Source organism: Aeromonas sp. sia0103, assembly GCF_963895295.1.
In the GTDB taxonomy this organism is placed as follows: Bacteria; Pseudomonadota; Gammaproteobacteria; order Enterobacterales; family Aeromonadaceae; genus Aeromonas; species Aeromonas encheleia.
Map to the genome: position 1 here is coordinate 332,290 of NZ_CAWQKG010000011.1, position 14,532 is coordinate 346,821.

A 14,532-nucleotide genomic window follows, 5' to 3' on the forward strand; every position below is an offset into this window, starting at 1 on the left:
GGAGTAATCTGGCTGATGGCTCGGCTGCCTCTGTGCCCCGCCTAAAGGCGTGCGCAGGGGCTGACAGCCGGGCTTACTTGACGCTCTCGGCCTGGTATTCGTTGCGCAGGCAGCGCAGCAGCAGCTCGGCCGCCGGCCCCAGCGCATCGGTCGAGGGGGTGAGCAGGTAGGTGTAGAGGTAGCGCTCGCTGCCCCCTTCCAGGTTGAGCTGTACTAGGCTGCCACTGGCGAGCTCCTCCTGCACCAGGTGGCGCGGCAACCAGGCGTAGCCGAGGCCGAGCCGCAACATGGCGAGCACCTCGTGATAATGGGTCGCCTTCCAGCCGGTGTCGTCCGCATCGTTCCAGTCCACCGAGCGATGGATGGGCGGGTGCAGGCTTATCTGGTTATGGGCGCCGAGATGCTCGGCCTTGACGGGATCGGTCAGGCTGGCGAGGGGATGCTCGGCCGCGCACAGCGGCAGCAGGCAGACCTCATCCAGCGGCAGGCCGGTGCGATCGTGTGGCAGGTGCTCGGAGAGCATCAGATCCCCCACCTGCAGCGCATTGAAGTGGCAGTGGATCCGCTCGTGCAGGTTGATGCGGCAGCCCCGGCTGCGGGGATAGAAGTGGGCCAGCGCCCGATAGAGCCGCTCCCTTGGCTGCAGCACCGAGACATACAGGTTGATCTGCGGCTCCCACTGCCGCTCCAGGTTGTTGGCCAGGTTCTCCAGCTCCTCCACCTGCTGGCTGAGCTGGCGGGCCCGCTTGAGGAAGATCTCCCCCGCCGGCGTCAGCACCGCCTTGCGTCCCCGCACCTCCAGCAGGGCCAGCCCCAGACTCTGTTGCAGCTTGGCCACCGCATGATTGAGGGACGACTGGCTCTTGTTCAGCGCCTCGGCCGCCTGGGCGTAACCACCACAGTCGACCACGGCCTGAAAGATCCTCCATTGCTCAAACGTGCTCTTGGGACGAAACATAGCTCAACCTGTCAGGGGCGGATGGGATTCAACAGGGCGCCACTGGCACCCCCTCTTCAATTTAACCCTATCTGGTTATTTTGTTGACTTATTTGGGTTGGGCCGCTTTCGGTTGGGCAACAAAGGTCTGGCCGGTCTTGCCACGGCTGTCGGCCCCCATCAGATAGAGGTAGAGCGGCACCAGGTCGGCCGGGGTCTTCAGCAGCTGCGGATCTTCCGCCGGGAAGGCGCTGGCCCGCATCTTGGTGCGAGTGCCGCCCGGGTTGAGGGTGTTGACCCGCACCGCGGTGTTTTCCAGCTCGTCGGCCAGCACCTCCATCATCCCCTCGATGGCGAACTTGGAGATGGCATAGGTGCCCCAGTAGGCGCGCCCCTTGCGACCGACGCTGGAGGAGGTGTAAACGATGGAGGCATCGCCGTGCGCCTTGGCGGTCTGGCGAATGAGCGGCAGCAGCGCCTGGGTCAGCAGGAACTCGGATTTGACGTTGACCTGCATCACCTCGTCCCACTCCTGCTCCTGGATGTGCTCGAACGGCGACAGGGTGCCGAGCAGGCCGGCGTTGAACAGCACGCCGTCGAGGCGGCCGAACTGCTGGGCGAAGGTCTCGGCCATGCCGCGATAGTGGCTGGCGGTGGCGCCTTTCAGATCCACCGGCACTATGGCGGGCAGGGGGTGGCCGGCGGCCTCGATCTGGTCGTAGACCGCCTCGAGCTTGCTGCTGGTGCGACCGAGCAGTATCACGGTGGCGCCGTGGGCGGCGTAGTTGAGCGCCGCCTCGCGACCTATGCCGTCACCGGCGCCCGTCACCAGAATGACCTTGTCCTTGAGCAGATCCCGGGGGGCCTGATAGTCGAGCATGTTGACTCCTGTATAACCAGTTCGTGGCAGATGGGCGCGGCAATGAGGGGCAAGTGTACTGATCCGGGACTGCCCTTGACCAGTATGAGACGGCAAAAATGTGAAGAAAACAGCGGGGTAGGGCTGGCCGCCGGCGTTATGCGGGGGTCAGTGGCAGAGTTTTTGCACCATCTCACCAAACTCCTTACTATGTGAAAAAACCGACTCATCTTGGAGCATCAAGTGGCATTTTTGACCGAATACGGCCTGTTTTTGGCCAAGACCCTCACCTTACTGCTGGCCATAGGCGCCATCATACTGATGCTGGTCAGCAGCCGTCAGCCCAAGGCGCGCAAGGGGGAGCTGGTGGTGACCGATCTCTCCAGCGAGCTGGAGCAGGGGCAGCATAAGCTGCAGCTGGCCCTGGCCGGCAAGGCGCAGCGCAAGCAACTGGAGAAGCAGCACAAGGAGCTGCACAAGCAGCGTGCCAAGGCGACCGATGAGCGCAGCCACCTGTTCGTCATCGACTTTCACGGCAGCATGGATGCCAAGGAAGTTGCCTCCCTGCGGGAAGAGGTGAGCGCGGTGATCGGGGTGGCCCAACCCGGCGACGAGGTGCTGCTGCGCCTCGAATCCGGCGGTGGCGTGGTGCACGGCTATGGCCTCGCGGCCTCCCAGCTGCAGCGCCTGCGCGACAGAGACATCAAGCTCACCGTGGCCATCGACAAGGTGGCGGCCAGCGGCGGCTACATGATGGCCTGCGTAGGGGATCAGATCCTGGCGGCCCCCTTCGCCATCGTCGGCTCCATCGGGGTGATAGCCCAGTTGCCAAACTTCAACAAGCTGTTGAAAAAACACGACATCGAATTCGAGATGCACACCGCAGGCCAGTACAAGCGCACCATCACCATGTTCGGTGAGAACGACGATCTGGGGCGGGAGAAGTTCCGCGAGGAGCTGGGTGCCATCCACGATCGCTTCAAGGCGTTCGTGGCCGAGCACAGGCCGAACCTCGACATCGACCGGGTCACCACGGGTGAACACTGGCTGGCGAGCCAGGCCAAGGGCCTGGGGCTGGTGGACACCCTCTGTACCAGCGATGACTACCTGCTGGCACAGTCCAGCCAGCACAAGGTGGTGGGCATCAGCTACCGCAAGCCCAGGAGCCTGACCCAGAGGCTGGGCCAGCAGGGCGCCCAGGCGCTGGAGGCGGGTCTGGGCCGGTTGTGGCAGCAGAGCCCCTGGCGCTGACGCCTTGCTTGCACCACAGGCATGAAAAAGCCGGGCATTTGCCCGGCTTTTTCTATCCAGTGCTCAGCGCTGGAAGGGATAGACGGAGCCGAGCTTGAGGATCTGGGTCAGCTCGTCCAGGGCGGTGCGGGTCTCCAGCACCAGGGATGGGTCGCGCAGGTCATCTAGTGCCAGGCTGTCGCGGTAGTGGCGATCCACCCACTGATCCAGGCGGGCAAACTGGCCGTCGTTGATGAGGCAGGCCGGGTTGACCGCGGCCAGCTCCGCATCGTTCATGGCGACCCGCAGCCGCAGACAGGCGGGGCCACCGCCGTTGCGCATGCTCTGCTTCACATCCATGAAGTGCACGCCCGTGATCGGCGTGCCCAGGGTGAGCAGCTTGTTCAGATAGGCGGACACCGCCGGGTTGCCCTGGCACTCGGTGGGGGCGATGATCGCCATCTTGCCGGACGGCAGGGTCAGGATCTGGGTGTTGAACAGGTAGGACTTCACCGCATCCTGCACCGACACCTCGGCGGTCGGCACCTCGATGAAGTGCAGCTCGCCGTCACCGAACTTGGCGCGCACCTCGGCCAGGGCCCCGGCGGTATTGAGAAACGCCTGCTGGTGGAAGAACAGCACATTCTGGTTGCCCACCGCGATCACGTCGTTGTGGAACACCCCCTGATCGATCACCTCCGGGTTCTGCTGAATGAACACCGCGCTCTCTTCCCCCAGGCCGTGCAGGCGGGCGATGGCCTGGCTGGCCTCCAGAGTCTGGCGGGCCGGGTAGCGTTTGGGGGCGGGCTGGGAGACGTCGAAGGCGCTGCGGCCATAGACGAACAGTTCGACCCCGGCCTCGCCGTAGGCGCGGCACAGCCGGGTGTGGTTGGCGGCGCCCTCGTCACCGAAGTGATCGTTTTCCGGCAGATGCTGGTGGTGGCTGAAGTGGCGATCGTTGTTGAACACGGCGCGCAGGATGCGGCCGGTCACCTCCGGCTCGAGGGAGCGGTGGAACTTGTTGGTCAGGTTGGCGGGGGTGAAGTGAATGCGGCCATCCTGGGTGTCGGCGCTTGGCGAGACGGTAGCGGCGTTGGCGGTCCACATGCTGGAGGCCGAATAACAGGCGGCCAGCACGGCGGGGGCCTGTTTCGCGGCCTGGGCCAGCACGCTGGCATCCGAACCGCTGAAGCCGAGGCGGCGCAGGGTGGCGAGATCGGGTCGCTCCTGGGGCGCCAGCACCCCCTGGGTCATGCCGAGCTCGGTCAGCGCCTTCATCTTGCGCAGCCCCTGCTTGGCCGCCTCCTTCGGGTTGGAAGCCTCCTTGGCGTTGCTCTGGGAAGCCACGTTGCCATAGGACAAGCCGGCGTAGTTGTGAGTGGGGCCGACCAGACCGTCGAAGTTGACCTCGAAGTGCTTCATGACTACATCCTTTCGATTTTTATATGGGGAGCGGTTCCTTCCGCGCACAAAGCTGCGGCGTATGGCCATTATAAAGAGATTTTGTCTTTTGTAACAAGCTGATAACCAAGGTGGTTTTTTATGTTTCAGGAGCGGTTGGATATGTCGTTTCAAATATAAAAAGGGGGGAGATATAGCATAAAAACAAAAAAGCGGTTGCTTCCCGCGCGCAGGCTTCGCATTAATAAATAAAGAGACAAGGCGGTGTGGGCTGGTCAAGCAAATTTGTCTCCAAGATTGCTTTTTCGCGTCAAATCTCTTATACAGCCCCACAAAACCGCACACCAACCCCGACGGGTGCAATGAGGATAATAGTTACAGCATGGGCAAATCACTGGTCATAGTGGAGTCTCCGGCCAAGGCCAAGACCATCAACAAATATTTGGGCAAGGACTACGTGGTTAAATCCAGCGTCGGTCATGTGCGCGATCTGCCGACCAGCGGCAGCGCCAGCAATGAGCCCAAAAAACCTGTCATTCGCGGCATCAAGCTGAGCGAATCAGAGAAGGCTGCCAAGGATCGCAATGCCCTGTTCTCCAGGATGGGGATCAATCCGACCGCAGGCTGGCAGGCCAACTACCAGATTTTGCCCGGCAAGGAAAAAGTGGTTAACGAGTTGCAGAGTCTGGCCGCCAAGGCCGACACCATCTATCTCGCAACCGACTTGGACAGAGAGGGAGAGGCGATCGCCTGGCATCTGCGCGAGATCATCGGCGGTGACGACAGCCGCTACAAGCGGGTGGTGTTCAACGAGATCACCAAGACCGCGATCCAGGAGGCGTTTGCCCAGCCGTCCGAGCTGAACATCCATCGCGTCAACGCCCAGCAGGCTCGTCGCTTCCTCGATCGGGTGGTGGGCTACATGGTCTCCCCGCTGCTGTGGAAGAAGCTGGCCCGCGGTCTCTCCGCCGGTCGGGTGCAGTCCGTCGCGGTGCGGCTCATCGTCGACAAGGAGCGCGAGATCAAGGCGTTCGTGCCGGTGGAGTTCTGGGATCTCAACGCCGATCTGCTGACCGCCGAGCAGTCCGCCCTGCGCATGGAAGTGGTCAGCCGCAACGGCGTCGACTTCAAGCCGGTCACCCAGGCCGAGACCTTCGCCGCCGTCGCCGCCCTGGAAGGGGTCGACTACAAGGTGGTGAACCGGGAAGACAAGCCGACCGGCTCCAAGCCGTCCGCCCCCTTCATCACCTCCACCCTGCAGCAGGCGGCATCGACCCGTCTGAGCTTCGGGGTGAAGAAGACCATGATGATGGCCCAGCGCCTGTATGAGGCGGGTTACATCACCTATATGCGTACCGACTCCACCAACCTCAGCAAAGAGGCGGTCGAGGCGCTGCGCGAGTACATCGGCGAGCAGTATGGCCAGGCCTATCTGCCCGCCGAGCCGAATCTCTACGGCTCCAAGGCCGGTGCCCAGGAGGCGCACGAGGCGATCCGTCCCTCCAGCGTGCTGGTCACCGCCGAGATGCTGGAAGGGATGGAGCCGGATGCGATGCGGCTCTATGACCTCATCTGGCGTCAGTTCGTCGCCTGTCAGATGACCCCGGCCCAGTACGACTCCTCCACCCTGACCGTCAAGGCCGGTGAGTTCGAGCTCAAGGCCCGTGGCCGTATCCTGCGCTTCGCCGGTTGGACCAAGGCCCTGCCCCCCATGGGTCGCAAGGGCGAAGACAACCAGCTGCCGGCGGTGACCGTGGGCGAGATCCTGAAGCTGGTCAAGCTGGATCCCCGTCAGCACTTCACCAAGCCGCCCGCCCGCTTCACCGAAGCGGCGCTGGTGCGCGAGCTGGAGAAGCGCGGCATCGGCCGTCCGTCCACCTACGCCTCCATCATCTCCACCATCGTCGATCGTGGTTATGTACGGGTCGAGAGCCGCCGCTTCTTCGCCGAGAAGATGGGTGAGATCGTCACCGATCGCCTGGTGGAGAACTTCGTCGAGCTGATGAACTACGAGTTCACCGCCAAGATGGAAGACAAGCTCGATGGCATCGCCGAAGGCAGCCTGGAGTGGAAGAAGGTGCTCGACGCCTTCTACGCCGAGTTTACCCAGGAGCTGGCGCAGGCCGACAAGCCGGCGGAAGAGGGCGGCATGCGCGCCAACCAGATGGTGCTGACCGACATCGACTGCCCGGATTGCGGCCGCAAGATGGGCATTCGCACCGCCACCACCGGCGTCTTCCTCGGCTGCTCCGGCTATGCCCTGCCGCCGAAGGAGCGTTGCAAGAAGACCATCAACCTGGTCAGTGCCGACGAGTTCGTCTCCGCCACCGACGGTGACGAGGCCGAGACCGAGGCGCTGCGTGCCAAGCACCGTTGCACCGTCTGTGGCACCGCCATGGATGCCTACATCATCGATGACAGCCGCAAGCTGCACGTCTGTGGTCGCAACCCGGACTGCGACGGCTACGAGATCGAGCAGGGCCAGTTCAAGCTCAAGGGCTATGAAGGGCCTAGCATCGATTGCGACCGTTGTGGATCCGAGATGCAGCTCAAGAACGGCCGCTTCGGCAAGTACATGGGTTGCACCAACGAGACCTGCAAGAACACCCGCAAGATCCTGAAAAATGGCGACATCGCGCCGCCGAAGGAAGATCCGGTGCCGCTGCCCGAGCTCAAGTGCACCCAGTCCGATGCCCACTTCGTGCTGCGTGACGGGGCGGCCGGTCTGTTCCTCGCCGCCAGCAACTTCCCGAAATCCCGTGAGACTCGTGCGCCTCTGGTTGAAGAGCTCAAGCGTTTCCGGGACCGGCTCTCGCCCAAGCATCAGTACCTGGCCGATGCACCGGCGTCAGATCCTGACGGTAACGCATCCGTGGTGCGCTTCAGCCGCAAGACCAAGGAGCAGTACGTGATGACCGAGGTCAACGGCAAGGCGACGGGCTGGACAGCCCATTACGACAACGGAAAATGGCAGGAGAGCCTGGCCAAGGCGAAGAAATCCTGATCGGTCGTTGTTCACACAATGATGAAAGAGGCCCCGTACAGGGGCCTTTTTATTGGGAGATGGCGGTATACTGAAGAGGCTGCATGGATGGCAGTGCAAGACACGGAGGTTGTGATGGAGATTAACGAGATCCGGCCGGGCATGACCTGTCTGACCAGAGAAGGAACGGCCTACGTGCTGGAAGTGGACAAGCAGAGTCTGCTGGTACTGCTGCAGCGGGAAGATGAAACCATCCCGGTGCAGGTGCGCAGCGACGAGATCCTGGGTCCGCTTCTCACCAATGACTAGAACGGGATCAGAAACAGCAGCTCGGCCAGGTCGGGCTGCCACTGCCACTCCCGCATCCTGACCCGCCCGCCGACCACCGGCACCCCCTCTTCCTGCAATCTTCCCGTCTGTTCATCGAAACCTGCCGAGCCCTTGGGCAAGGAGATCTTGCCGCCGGCGCCCAGCACGCGATGCCAGGGCAGCGTTTTGTCGGTCTCTCGCAGCACTTTACCCACCAAGCGTGCCCGCCCGGGCAGGCCCGCCAGATCGGCGACCTGACCATAGCTCACCACGCGACCGGCGGGGATCAGGGCCAGGATCGCCTCGATGCGCGCCGCCTTGCTCAGGGTGGCCGGGGAGGGGTCCATCATCATCAAGCCGTCTCCTTAAGACAGAAGCGCCATTGTGGCGCTTCTGTGGTCTCGGCGGCAAGGCTCAGCCTCTTGCTGCAGCATCCCGTCAGCCAAAGGTCTGGCTCAGTCCCCTGAGCTCGCGGGTGCGCTTGAGCAGCTCCTGGCTGGAGTCGTCCACCGCCTGCATCTTCTGGCTGTTGGCGCGGGAGTACTGGGAGATCTGGTGAATGTTGCGGCTGATCTCCTCCACCACCGCCTGCTGCTGCTCGGCGGCGGCGGCGATCTGGGTGGAGAACTCGGTGACCTGCTCTATCTCCTCCAGCACCAGGTGCAGGTTGCCGGAGCCCTGGCGGGTCATCTGGGCGCACTCGCGGGTCTGGGCCAGGTTCTCCTGCATCATCCCCTGCCAGCGCCCCAGGGTCTGCTGGATCTGATGGATGCTGCCCTGGATCTGCTCGGTCGCCTTGTGGGTGCGGGTCGACAGGGTGCGCACCTCGTCCGCCACCACCGCGAAGCCACGACCCTGCTCCCCGGCCCGGGCCGCCTCGATGGCGGCGTTGAGCGCCAGCAGGTTGGTCTGCGCCGCTATGCCCTGGATCTCGCCCATCAGGCTGCCGATCCGCTCCGACTCGCTGGCCAGCTCCACCGCGGAGTGGAAGGCCTGCTCCGCCTGTCTGGCCAGCTGCTCCATCTGCTGCTCGGTTCTATCCAGCTGCTGCACCGTGTGCTGGCAGCTGCTGCGCGCCTCCGTCACCTGGCCGTTGGTGTCCTGGATGTTGCGCGCTATCTCGTGGGCCGTGCTGGCCATCTGGGTCATGGCGGCGGCCATCTGCTGGGTCTGGGCATCCTGTTCGTTGATGTCGAGGAAGGCCTGATGGGAGGAGTCCTTCAGATCGGTCGCCAGGCTCTGCAGGGGATGGGTGGCGTCGTTGACCCGGCCCAGCACGGTGCGGATGCGGGCCTGCAGCATCTTGAGATGAAAGTCGGCGATGGCGCCAGGCGCATCCCCCGAGTAGACCAGCCGGGTCAGGCTGTCATATTCCTGGCCGAGCCGCTTGAGGTAGCGGGGCAGGGAGATGAGCTCGCGCCAGCAGGCGCCGGTGACCAACAGCAGGGGCAGCAGCATCAGCAGCACCGTCATGGCGCCGTGGGCCAGCAGCGCCCAGCCGAACAGCCCCAGCATCAGCAGGCCGAGCAGCGCCGGCTTGGCGCGGCGCAGGGAGGGCAGCCGGCTTTTGCCGCCTTGCTCGACCCCGAGCAGGGCCTGATAAGCCTGGCTCGCCACCTGCTTGAGTTTGGGCTCGGGCTTGCAGCGCACCGACTGATAGCCGCTGATCTTGCCCTGCTCGTAGATAGGGGTCACATAGGCATCGACCCAGTAGTAGCGGCCATCCTTGCAGCGGTTCTTCACTATGCCGCGCCAGGGGTTGCCCTCATTGAGGCGATCCCAGAGATCGGCGAAGGCGGCCTTGGGCATGTCGGGGTGGCGTACCAGGTTGTGATTCTGGCCGACCAGTTCATCGGCATGGTAGCCGGCGATCTGGCAGAAGGCGGGGTTGGCATAGGTGATGACGCCCCGCAGGTCGGTGGTCGAGACCAGCTGTACGTCGGCAGGGAACTCCACTTCGCGGTCCAGGGTCTGGACATCTCTGCGGGTCATAGGGATAAGCTCCGATGTTCTTATAGGTTGTTATTGTGGTGGCGGCGGATGGAGGGCCGGGGCCGCACTTGACGCGGTTTGAGCAGCTTCATCGGGGCCTTATTTTGCCAATAAAGGCGGATTAAAAGTAGGGGCTAGGTTGGATTTTTGTTGTTTGGTGGTAAAAAAATGGCGACCAAAAGGTCGCCAAAAAGAGAAAGATAACGCTACCTCTGTGGTGCCCGGTAACACACTTGCAACTGATCGAGGATCTGCAACTGGCCCGGCAGACGGGCGGCGAAGTGCGCCCAATCCTTGCGAGCGGGCGCACTCCAGGCCACCTCGGCCGTGGCCAGCATGCGCGGGAACAACATATAGTCGAGACGGTCACGAGAGGTCACCAGTTCCGACCACAAGGGGCTGAGCACCCCCAGGATGTTATCGTTGGCATGGAAATCGGCGGGCGCCGGATCGCAGGCGTAGACCTGCTCCAGGCTGAGGGGCCCGGCCCAGTAGAGGCCTGGCTCCTGCGGATCCTGGTTATAGGCCTGATCCAGATAGAGCTGCTGGGCCGGCGCCATCACCACGGGATAGCCCTGGCTGGCGGCATCCAGCCCGGCCTGGAAGTGGGTCCAGGCGAAGATGGTGGCATCCCGGCTCACCTTGTCGCCGTGCAGTATCTCCTCCCAGCCCAGCATCTGCTTGCCCTTGGCGGCCAGGTAGCGCTGGCAGTGGCGCAGCAGGTGGCCCTGCAGCTCGCGGCAATCCTGATAGCCTTCCTGCTGCATCAGCTGCCGGCAGGCGGGGCTGTCGGTCCAGACGCCGACGGGCACCTCGTCGCCGCCCATGTGCACCTGCTCACCGGGGAACAGCTGGCACACCTCGTCGATCACCTGCTCCAGGAACTGGTAGGTGCCGGGCAGGGCCGGGTTGAGCACGTTGTCATCGAAATATTGCACCGACAGGTAGCGGGAGTGATCCGCCTCTTCCTGCAGCAGCGCCGGCAGCGCCTTGATGGCCGCATGGCAGTGGCCAGGGATGTCGATCTCCGGGATGACGGTGATGCCGAGCCCGGCGGCATAGGCCACCAGTTCGCGCACCTCGCTCTGGGTGTAGTAGCCGCCGTAAGGATCGGCGCCACCGCTGAGCTGGGGACCGACCGCCAGACTATGACCGCGCCAGGCGGCCACCTCGGTCAGCTGCGGGAAGGCCTTGATCTCCAGGCGCCAGCCCTCGTCATCGGTCAGGTGCCAGTGGAAGCGGTTGAACTTGTAGAGGCTCATCTGCTTGAGCAGGCGCTTGATGGTGGCGATGGGCTGGAAGTGGCGGGCGCAGTCGAGGAAGATGCCGCGAAAGCCGAACCGCGGCGAATCCGTCAGCTCGATGCAGGGCAGGCTCTCCCCATGTTGCAGGGCCCACTGGGCCAGGCTGACCAGGCCGTGGCGCCAGCCCGCTTCACCGGCTGCCTGGATGCGGATCTCCTCCGGGGTGATGGATAGCCGGTAAGCCTCGGGGGGGAGGGGGGTCTCGACCAGCTGGATGCTGGCGTCGTGATCCTGCGCCAGCGCGAGGCCGGTCAGCTCGTTGAAGTGGGCAAGCAGGCCGGCCAGCGAGCCCGGGCCGCTGACATGGGCCCGCTCCGCCAGCCGGAAGTTGCCCTCCGGCAGCAGCAGATGGGCCGGTTGGGGCACTATGCCGTTGGCCGGCTCCACCTCGGGCAGCTCGGGGGCCTGATGGGCCAGGGGCGGCAGGCCGAGCTCCTGGCCGGCCAGGGTCACCGGCAGCAGACGGGGGCCCGTGCTGCCGGCCTCGGTCAGGCTCAGGAAGAAGCCCTGCGGCAGGTCGGAGGCGCGCTTGATGGGGGTGTTGCGACAGCAGAAACGCAGCTCGCTGGCGCCAGCCTGGGGGCTCAGCACTTTGTAGCTGCCGCTCTGGCGCAGGAGTTCTCCGCCTTCCAGCGAGCTCGGGTCAATGTGGCGGGCCAGGCAGAAGTGCAGCTTCCAGGGGGTGGCCGGCAGTTGGCTCAGGCTGAAACGGAACCAGACATCATCACCGTCACGGCGGTCGACTTGGGTATGGATCAGGGGTGCAGACATGGGTATTCCTCTGATTGAGCAAATAATATCGCTCCCTCCAGCGCATCGGCCTTAGGGTGGGCAAGGTTGAGGTGGGCCAGGCGAGGGGCGAGGCGCATGCCGACCCCGCCCAGCAGGGCAATCTGGTCGGCTCCCAGCCGCCGCATCCCCTCCAGCAGGGTCTGCAGCTGGGCGCAGGTCTCGTCCAGCAGCTGGCAGGCGAGCGCATCCCCGTCCCCGGCGGCGTCAAACACCCAGGGGGCGAAGCGGCCGTAGTCGGCGGGAATGGCCCGGCTGGCCCAGCGCACCACCTCGGCCTGATCCCCCTTGAAGTGATCGAGCAGCCGCCCGGCGAGCAGGCTGGGGGGCAGGATGCCGTCGTGGCAGAGCAGCGCCTGCTGGAGGGCGCGCAGCCCGAGCCAGGCGCCGCTGCCCAGATCCGAGATGGGGAAGCCGCGGCCGGAGCAGCTGCGCAGTTGACCCTGTCGATAGATGAGGCCGGCGGAGCCGGTGCCGGCGATGAGGATGGCGCCCTCATGGCCGCCGAAGGCGCCGAGACAGGCACCGAAGGCATCCGAGGTGAGCCTGACGCTGGCGAAGGGGAAGGGCATGGCCAGCAGGGCCTGGTAGCAGTCGGCGAGCTCGGCGGAGGCGAGTGCCAGCCCGACCCCCATCTGCTGCTCGCACTCTTTGGGCAAGCCCGCCGCAGTGCGGGCCAGATCGATGGCGGCCAGCACGTTGCCATGGGCCAGTGCGATGCCGAGCTCCAGATTGGATCCCGCCGCCCGGCCCTCACCCAGCAGCCTGCCTGCCCGATCCCGAAGGCGGGCGCGGGTGTGGGTGCCGCCCCCGTCCACCCCGACCCAGTACTCAATCATGCTTGCCTCCCAGGGTGCTCTGCCAGCAGATGGCCAGCGCAAACCAGGCGGACTGCATGGAGGATCCACTGCTCTCCCCAGTGCCAGTTATGATCGAGCCGATCCTTGTACGTCTCAATCATGGGAGCCTCCGGGGGCGCTCTGCCAGCAGATGGCCAGCGCAAACCAGGCTGCGTGGGGGATCCACTGCTCCCCCCAGCGCCAGTTCTGATCCAGCCGATCCTTATACTGCTCCGGGATGAAGGCGATATCCGCCTCATCCTCGAAGCCGGCGGTGATGCCGTTGCAGATCCCGCCGAGGGCATTGGGGTAGCCGGCGGTGTAGCTCGGGTTGTTGATGCCGTGCCCCGCCAGCATGCAGGCGTTGAAGGGGTTCTGCCCCAGGATCCAGTCGAGCTGGCGCTGGCCGAACGAGAGCAGGGGCTGATGCTGCAGCTGCGAAGGCAAGGACCGGGCGGCGGCGAAGGCCATGGCGGCGAGGGACGCCAGCCGGGCGTTCTCCCCCTGCCACCAGTAACCCGACTCGTTGTGGTGGGGCATGAAGAAACTCACCCTGGGCGCCTCGTCCACCCCTTTCACATATTGGCGGGCCAAGGCGAAGGGGTTGCCGGCCTGGGCGGCGAGGGCCAGCTCGGCGGCGAGGGCCTGCTGCACCACGGTACGCACCCTGGCCTGGCGCTCCGGATCCGGCTCGACGGCCAGGTACTCCAGCAGCGCCAGCACCGGCAACCCGGCCTCGGCGGCGTGGTAGTAGGGGCGTGAGCCGTCGTCGTTGGCACTCCAGTAGTGGCCGAGCTCGGGGTGGGGGCGCTGGCGGGCGCAGAGCCGGCCGGCCCTGTCTCTCACCTCGGCTAGCCACTCCGCTCCCAGCGTCTTGGTCAGCTCGACGGCGGCGAGCAGGGCGCAGTAGTCGTCGATGATGTTCTCGCGGCCGTCGTCCAGATAGGCGAGGTTGTGCTCGCGCAGGTGCAGGTAGCCGCTGCTGGCCGCGTTGGCGTAGCGGCTGGCATCGAAGTCGCCGGCCATGGATTCACGGGCGGCGCGGGCCAGGGCGGCTATGGCCAGGCCGCCCCCTTGCCGAAAGCCCGCCTGCCAGTCGCTGGACTTGCGCCCCTGCTGGGTGGCATAGGCGCACAGCTCGCGCTGCTCGGGATCCTTGCTCCACTGATCGAACAGGGTCATGTAGAAGAAGCCGCTCTCATCCTGCATCCGGCAGAGGAAGTCGGCGCCGTGCAGCGCCTCGTCGTTGAGCCGCTTGCACAGGTTGAGGCCGTCGATGTCGCCGCGCGGTGCCAGCAGATCCCGGCACTTGAGCAGGGACCAGACCACCATGGGGGTCTGCTGGGGATTGAGGTAGTTGGCGTAGGAGAGGTGGCTCAGATACTTGCTCATGTCGCCGCTGGCATCGAACCAGCCGCCGTGCACATCCTTGCGCAGGTCGGTGCCAAACAGGCGGGCGGCGCGATCGGCCCGCTCGAAGGCGCCGCTGGCGCGCTGGCCCTTGAAGTAGTGGACCACATCGGAGAGGCAACTGCGGCTCAGCAGCTGGGGGCCGATGGCGAAGCGGGGGGAGCGGGTCAGGCGCGGGCTGGCGTCGCCCCGCTCGGTCGTGACGGCCTCCAGCCGGTACTGGCCCGCGCGGGTGAAGGCGCTGAAGTCGGCCCGCCAGAAGGCGCGGCCCTGCCAGCCCGGCACCTGGCCGGCGGCCTGCAGCTGGGCCTCGAACAGGATCTGGCCGTCATCCTCGCGCAGCAGCCGCACCCGACCGCTGAGGTCGGCATCGGCGGCGGTCTGCAACAGGGCAATCTTGTGGCCGTCACAATCGTAACCCACCTGATTGATCAAGAGTTCCATCAAGCTCTTACTCCCTCGGTCTGCCGGCATGGGCG

The 14,532-nt window shown here is 64.8% G+C and carries 11 protein-coding genes; 3 read left to right on the top strand and 8 right to left on the bottom strand.

The window, feature by feature from the left end; all coding sequences use genetic code 11:
* Positions 1-73: 73 nt before the first annotated feature.
* Together AACW18_RS04235 and AACW18_RS04240 are read right to left on the bottom strand one after the other, a co-directional pair.
* Complete coding sequence (locus AACW18_RS04235) at positions 74-958, bottom strand: LysR family transcriptional regulator (RefSeq protein ID WP_218290659.1); 885 nt, start codon at positions 956-958, stop codon at positions 74-76.
* Positions 959-1,046: 88 nt separating this feature from the next.
* Positions 1,047-1,817 carry a YciK family oxidoreductase gene (locus AACW18_RS04240; protein WP_218387919.1) on the bottom strand — a complete coding sequence of 257 codons (771 nt, stop codon included), beginning with the start codon at positions 1,815-1,817 and terminating at the stop codon, positions 1,047-1,049.
* A 222-nt stretch (positions 1,818-2,039) separates the two neighbouring features.
* Here AACW18_RS04240 and sohB point away from each other — a divergent pair, with 222 nt between their 5' ends.
* Positions 2,040-3,047 carry a protease SohB gene (gene sohB, locus AACW18_RS04245; RefSeq protein ID WP_218387920.1) on the top strand — a complete coding sequence of 336 codons (1,008 nt, stop codon included), beginning with the start codon at positions 2,040-2,042 and terminating at the stop codon, positions 3,045-3,047.
* 63 nt (positions 3,048-3,110) lie between these two features.
* Here sohB and astB read toward each other — a convergent pair whose 3' ends face one another.
* Entirely contained in the window at positions 3,111-4,448 is a 1,338-nt protein-coding gene (astB, locus tag AACW18_RS04250; RefSeq protein ID WP_218387921.1) for an N-succinylarginine dihydrolase, read from the bottom strand.
* A gap of 361 nt (positions 4,449-4,809) precedes the next feature.
* On the opposite strand from astB, the gene topA reads away from it, so the two are divergent.
* A complete protein-coding gene (topA, locus tag AACW18_RS04255; protein ID WP_218290662.1) occupies positions 4,810-7,431 on the top strand; it encodes a type I DNA topoisomerase in 2,622 nt (873 codons plus the stop codon).
* A gap of 114 nt (positions 7,432-7,545) precedes the next feature.
* Positions 7,546-7,719, top strand: a complete 174-nt coding sequence (locus AACW18_RS04260) for a hypothetical protein (RefSeq protein ID WP_170175994.1) — start codon at positions 7,546-7,548, stop codon at positions 7,717-7,719.
* Here the strand turns inward: AACW18_RS04260 and AACW18_RS04265 are convergent.
* The 5 genes from AACW18_RS04265 to AACW18_RS04285 all read right to left on the bottom strand — a co-directional run bounded on the left by AACW18_RS04265 (position 7,716) and on the right by AACW18_RS04285 (position 14,497).
* Entirely contained in the window at positions 7,716-8,072 is a 357-nt protein-coding gene (locus AACW18_RS04265) for an MGMT family protein (protein ID WP_042652625.1), read from the bottom strand. The two genes, AACW18_RS04260 and AACW18_RS04265, sit on opposite strands and share 4 nt — an antisense overlap.
* An 85-nt stretch (positions 8,073-8,157) precedes the next feature.
* Positions 8,158-9,711 carry a methyl-accepting chemotaxis protein gene (locus AACW18_RS04270; protein ID WP_218387922.1) on the bottom strand — a complete coding sequence of 518 codons (1,554 nt, stop codon included), beginning with the start codon at positions 9,709-9,711 and terminating at the stop codon, positions 8,158-8,160.
* 206 nt (positions 9,712-9,917) lie between these two features.
* Positions 9,918-11,786 (bottom strand): beta-N-acetylhexosaminidase, encoded by a 1,869-nt coding sequence (locus AACW18_RS04275; protein ID WP_218387923.1) that lies wholly within the window; start codon positions 11,784-11,786, stop codon positions 9,918-9,920.
* Positions 11,771-12,643, bottom strand: a complete 873-nt coding sequence (locus AACW18_RS04280; RefSeq protein WP_218387924.1) for a BadF/BadG/BcrA/BcrD ATPase family protein — start codon at positions 12,641-12,643, stop codon at positions 11,771-11,773. The genes AACW18_RS04275 and AACW18_RS04280 overlap by 16 nt, the downstream gene beginning before the upstream one ends.
* A gap of 114 nt (positions 12,644-12,757) precedes the next feature.
* Entirely contained in the window at positions 12,758-14,497 is a 1,740-nt protein-coding gene (locus AACW18_RS04285) for a glycoside hydrolase family 9 protein (protein WP_218387925.1), read from the bottom strand.
* Positions 14,498-14,532: the final 35 nt, after the last annotated feature.

Excerpts from the sequence above, each read along its gene's own strand:
- AACW18_RS04270 (WP_218387922.1), bottom strand. The coding sequence starts at position 9,711 with ATGACCCGCAGAGATGTCCAGACCCTGGACCGCGAAGTGGAGTTCCCT.
- AACW18_RS04240 (WP_218387919.1), bottom strand. The coding sequence starts at position 1,817 with ATGCTCGACTATCAGGCCCCCCGGGATCTGCTCAAGGACAAGGTCATT.
- AACW18_RS04265 (WP_042652625.1), bottom strand. The coding sequence starts at position 8,072 with ATGATGATGGACCCCTCCCCGGCCACCCTGAGCAAGGCGGCGCGCATC.
- AACW18_RS04260 (WP_170175994.1), top strand. The coding sequence starts at position 7,546 with ATGGAGATTAACGAGATCCGGCCGGGCATGACCTGTCTGACCAGAGAA.
- topA (WP_218290662.1), top strand. The coding sequence starts at position 4,810 with ATGGGCAAATCACTGGTCATAGTGGAGTCTCCGGCCAAGGCCAAGACC.
- AACW18_RS04235 (WP_218290659.1), bottom strand. The coding sequence starts at position 958 with ATGTTTCGTCCCAAGAGCACGTTTGAGCAATGGAGGATCTTTCAGGCC.
- AACW18_RS04280 (WP_218387924.1), bottom strand. The coding sequence starts at position 12,643 with ATGATTGAGTACTGGGTCGGGGTGGACGGGGGCGGCACCCACACCCGC.
- AACW18_RS04285 (WP_218387925.1), bottom strand. The coding sequence starts at position 14,497 with ATGGAACTCTTGATCAATCAGGTGGGTTACGATTGTGACGGCCACAAG.
- astB (WP_218387921.1), bottom strand. The coding sequence starts at position 4,448 with ATGAAGCACTTCGAGGTCAACTTCGACGGTCTGGTCGGCCCCACTCAC.
- AACW18_RS04275 (WP_218387923.1), bottom strand. The coding sequence starts at position 11,786 with ATGTCTGCACCCCTGATCCATACCCAAGTCGACCGCCGTGACGGTGAT.